The 3,851-nt window shown below is 73.9% G+C and carries 4 protein-coding genes; 1 reads left to right on the top strand and 3 read right to left on the bottom strand.

The features are described 5' to 3' along the window. Window positions 1-487 (top strand): hypothetical protein (locus GTW43_RS07630; RefSeq protein ID WP_237536460.1); only part of this gene is annotated, 487 nt, incomplete at its 5' end. An 11-nt stretch (window positions 488-498) separates the two neighbouring features. On the opposite strand, the gene GTW43_RS07625 is transcribed toward GTW43_RS07630, so the two are convergent. The 3 genes from GTW43_RS07625 to GTW43_RS07615 all read right to left on the bottom strand — a co-directional run. Beyond that, window positions 499-1,476, bottom strand: coding sequence for an NAD(P)H-quinone oxidoreductase (locus GTW43_RS07625; RefSeq protein ID WP_161300866.1), 978 nt, complete (start codon window positions 1,474-1,476; stop codon window positions 499-501). A gap of 37 nt (window positions 1,477-1,513) precedes the next feature. Further along, window positions 1,514-2,611, bottom strand: a complete 1,098-nt coding sequence (locus tag GTW43_RS07620; RefSeq protein WP_161300865.1) for a potassium channel family protein — start codon at window positions 2,609-2,611, stop codon at window positions 1,514-1,516. Further along, on the bottom strand, window positions 2,608-3,851 hold a 1,244-nt coding region (locus GTW43_RS07615; protein WP_161300864.1), incomplete at its 5' end, for a molybdopterin molybdotransferase MoeA. The genes GTW43_RS07620 and GTW43_RS07615, both read right to left, overlap by 4 nt.

Below are 3,851 nucleotides of genomic sequence, written 5' to 3'. Positions count from 1 at the left end.
GCACGGGGCGCACGGAACGCACGGGGCGCACGGGGAGCGGAAGGGGCAGCGGATGGGGCGGTTTCGGCGGGCGGCCGGGCGGACGGCCCTGGGGGTGGGCGCGCTGGCGCTGACCGTCCTCGCGGTCGTCCTGCTCACGGTCCTGCCCGCGGGGTCGCTGGCGGGCTCGCCCCCGCGGGCCCACGCCGCCGAGCCCTCGCCCCGCCCGTCCCTGGCGGGCAGCCGCGCCGGTGAGGGCCGCACCCCGCCGGGCCGGCCGCAACCCCCGCCGACCGCCCTGGAGCCCGTACGGACCGCGCAGCCGCCCTCGCCCGAGGAACCCGCCGAACCGCCGCGAGAGCGCCCCGAGCGGCCCTCCGCGGCCCGTCAGGAGGCCGTCGTGCCGAGCGGCGGGGCCCGGCCCCTGGTGAACGTGCTGCCGCTCGGCCTCGGACTCCTCCTGACCGGGCTCGGGCTCGGTTTCCTCGCCCTGCGGCTGCGGCGCTGAGCAGGCGCCGCTCAGACCGTCAGGAGCACCTTGCCGATGTGGCCGGACTCCTCCAGGACCCGGTGGGCCGCCGCGGCGTCGGCCATCGGCAGCGTCCGGTCCACGACGGGCCGCACGTGACCGCCCTCGATCAGCGGCCAGACGTGCTCACGGACGGCCGCCACGATGGCCGCCTTCTCGGCCAGCGGCCGGGCCCGCAGGGTCGTCGCGGTGATCGCGCCGCGCTTGCCGAGCAGCGTGGCGATGTTGAGCTCGCCCTTGATGCCGCCCTGCATGCCGATGATGGCGAGCCGCCCGCTGACCGCGAGGGCGTCGACGTTGCGGTTCAGGTACTTGGCGCCCATGTTGTCGAGGATGACGTCGGCCCCGCCGCCCGCCGTGTTCTCGCGGATCTCCTCGACGAAGTCCTGCTCCCGGTAGTTGACCAGGATGTCCGCGCCCAGTTCGGCGCAGAAGTCGAGCTTCTCCTTGCTGCCCGCGGTGACGGCGACCCTGGCGCCGACCGCCTTCGCGAGCTGGATCGCCATGGTGCCGATGCCACTGGAGCCGCCGTGCACGAGGAACGTCTCGCCGGGCCGCAGATGGGCGACCATGAAGACGTTGGACCAGACCGTGCAGGTCACCTCGGGCAGGGCCGCCGCGGTGACGAGGTCGACGCCCTGCGGCACGGGCAGCAGCTGCCCCACGGGGACGACGACCTTCTCGGCGTATCCGCCGCCCACGAGCAGCGCGCACACCTCGTCGCCGACGGACCAGCCCGCGACACCGGGCCCGAGCGCCGCGATCCGGCCCGCGCACTCCAGACCGGGGTACGGGGACGAGCCGGGCGGCGGGCTGTAGAAGCCCTGGCGCTGGAGCAGATCGGCGCGGTTGACGGCGCTGGAGACCACCTCGACGAGGACCTCGCCCTCGCCGGGGACGGGGTCGGGGACCTCCGCCCAGACGAGTGCCTCGGGGCCGCCGGGTTCCGGGATCGTGATCGCATGCATGGCCGCGAGGCTACTCCCGTGGGCCCCGGCGGGCCGGTCAGTCCTGGGGCAGCGGCTTCGAGTCGGTGACGACGTGGCTGACCTGGGTGGCCCGCACGATCGTGATCAGACGATCCGTCAACTGGAGCGTGCCGATGGCCTTGTCGTCGTAGCCGAGCACCCGGTGCCCGCGCACGACGCTGACGACGAGGTCGTCGACCTGCTTCGGCTTGAGACCCACCTCGGCCTTTATCACCGGCCGTTCGACCAGGTCGAGGCCGCTGCCCTGCTGGATCAGATCCTCCATGACCATGCCTGCGTTCGGGCTGAGGACCGACAGGCCGAGCAGGCGGCCCGCCGCGCTGGCGCTGGTGATGACGGCGTCGGCGCCGGACTGCCGCAGCAGCGGCGCGTTCTCCTCCTCGCGGACCGCGGCGACGATCTTCGCGCCCCGGTTCAACTGCCGTGCCGTGAGCGTCACCAGGACCGCCGTGTCGTCGCGCTGCGTGGCGATGATGATCTTCCGGGCCCGCTGCACCTCGGCGCGGACCAGGACGTCGCTGCGGGTCGCGTCGCCCATGACACCGGCGTAGCCGAGTGCGTTGGCCGCCTCGATGACCTTGTTGCTGGGGTCGACCACCACGACCTGCTCGGGCTTGAGCCCGGTCGCGCAGACGGTCTCCACCGCGCTGCGCCCCTTGGTGCCGAAGCCGACGACGACAGTGTGGTCACGCAAGTTGGACCTCCAGCGGTTCAGGCGCCATTCCTCCCGGGTCCGTTCGGTGAGGACCTCGAGCGTGGTGCCGACCAGGATGATCAGGAACACGACGCGCAGGGGTGTGACGACGAAGATGTTGGTGAGGCGGGCGCCGTCACTGACCGGCGTGATGTCGCCGTATCCCGTGGTGGAGAGCGTGACGGTCGCGTAGTAGAAGGAGTCGAGCATATCGACGGCGCCGTCGGAGTTGTCGTTGTAGCCGGCGCGGTCGATCCAGACGAGGAACCCGGTCAGGACGAGCACGGCCAGGGCCATCGCCAGTCGGCGCGCCACCTGCTTCAGGGGCGGCACACCGACACGACGGGGCAGCTTGACCCGGTATGTCGCGATTTTCTCGTCCGCCTGACGCGCGATGGCATCATGGCCGGCCAGTTTCACGTGAAACACCCTTCGTTTCCCGGGAGGTTGGGCCCGGGGCTGCCTGTGTTCCACGACCATGGCAGATCGATGATCCCGACCTCCTCGGCCCCCTGCGCACCGCCCGGCGGGATCACCGCGAGCGCGTCGGCGGCGGCGATGCCGCGCAGCATCGCCGGGCCGTTGTAGTGCAGCGGCACCGCCCAGTCGTGGCCGCTCGCGCCGTCCTGGCGCAGCACGACCGGTACGAGCCGGGTGTCGTGCGGATGCCCCTGGACGGCCGTGTGCAGCGGCGCGGTGCACGGCTCCTCGTCCGAACCAGCGCCGCCGTACGAGGGCTCGGGCGCGGCCCGGCCGGACAGTTCGCGCAACAGCGGCTCGGCGAGCGTGAGCAGACCGGAGACGGCGGCGAGCGGATTGCCGGGCAGCCCGACCAGGTGCCGGCCCTCTCCGAGGCGCGCCAGGAGCATCGGGTGCCCGGGGCGGACCTTGACCCCGTCCACGAGCAGCTCCGCGCCGAGCGCGCGCAGCGTGGGGTGGACATGGTCGACGGGGCCCGAGGCCGTGCCGCCCGTGGTCACGACCAGGTCGGCGGTCGAGCTGCGGACGGCGTCCAGCACGGCCTGCGCGTCGTCGCCGAGCCGGCGCACGGCGGTCACCTCGACACCGAGGGAGCGCAGCCAGTGCGGCAGCATCGGGCCGAGCGCGTCCCGGATGAGGCCGTCGCGCGGGCGGCCCGACGTGAGCAGCTCGTCGCCGAGGACGAGGATCTCGGCCCGGGCACGCGGAACCACGACCAGGTCGTCGTAGCCGGCCGCCGCTGCCAGGCCGAGCACCGCCGGGGTGACGACGGCACCGGCCGGCAGCAGCAGTTCACCGGTGCGGCACTCCTGGGCGCGGGGCCGGATGTCCTGCCCGTGCACGATCTCGCGCAGCGGGTGCAGCTGCCGCTTGTCGTCCAGCCGGCCGTGCTCGCTGCGGATGACGGCGGTCGTCTCCGGAGGGATCCGGGCGCCGGTCGCGATGGCGGCGGCCTCCCCGTCGGCCAGCGGCCCGGGCGGCTCGTGCCCGGCGAGGATGCCCTCGTCCCGCACGGACCAGGGGCCCGGACCGGCCACGACCCAGCCGTCCATCGCGGAGGTGTCGAAGGACGGCAGATCGGTCAGGGCGGTGAGCGGCGCCGCCAGGACGAGGCCGAGCGCCGCCTCGAGCGGGACACGGGCGGCGCCGCGCGGGTAGGCCGTCGCGCGCGGTGCCGTCG

It is taken from the genome of Streptomyces sp. SID5785, assembly GCF_009870065.1.
Lineage (GTDB): Bacteria > Actinomycetota > Actinomycetes > Streptomycetales > Streptomycetaceae > Streptomyces.
This window is presented reverse-complemented; position numbering and strand designations above follow the sequence as displayed.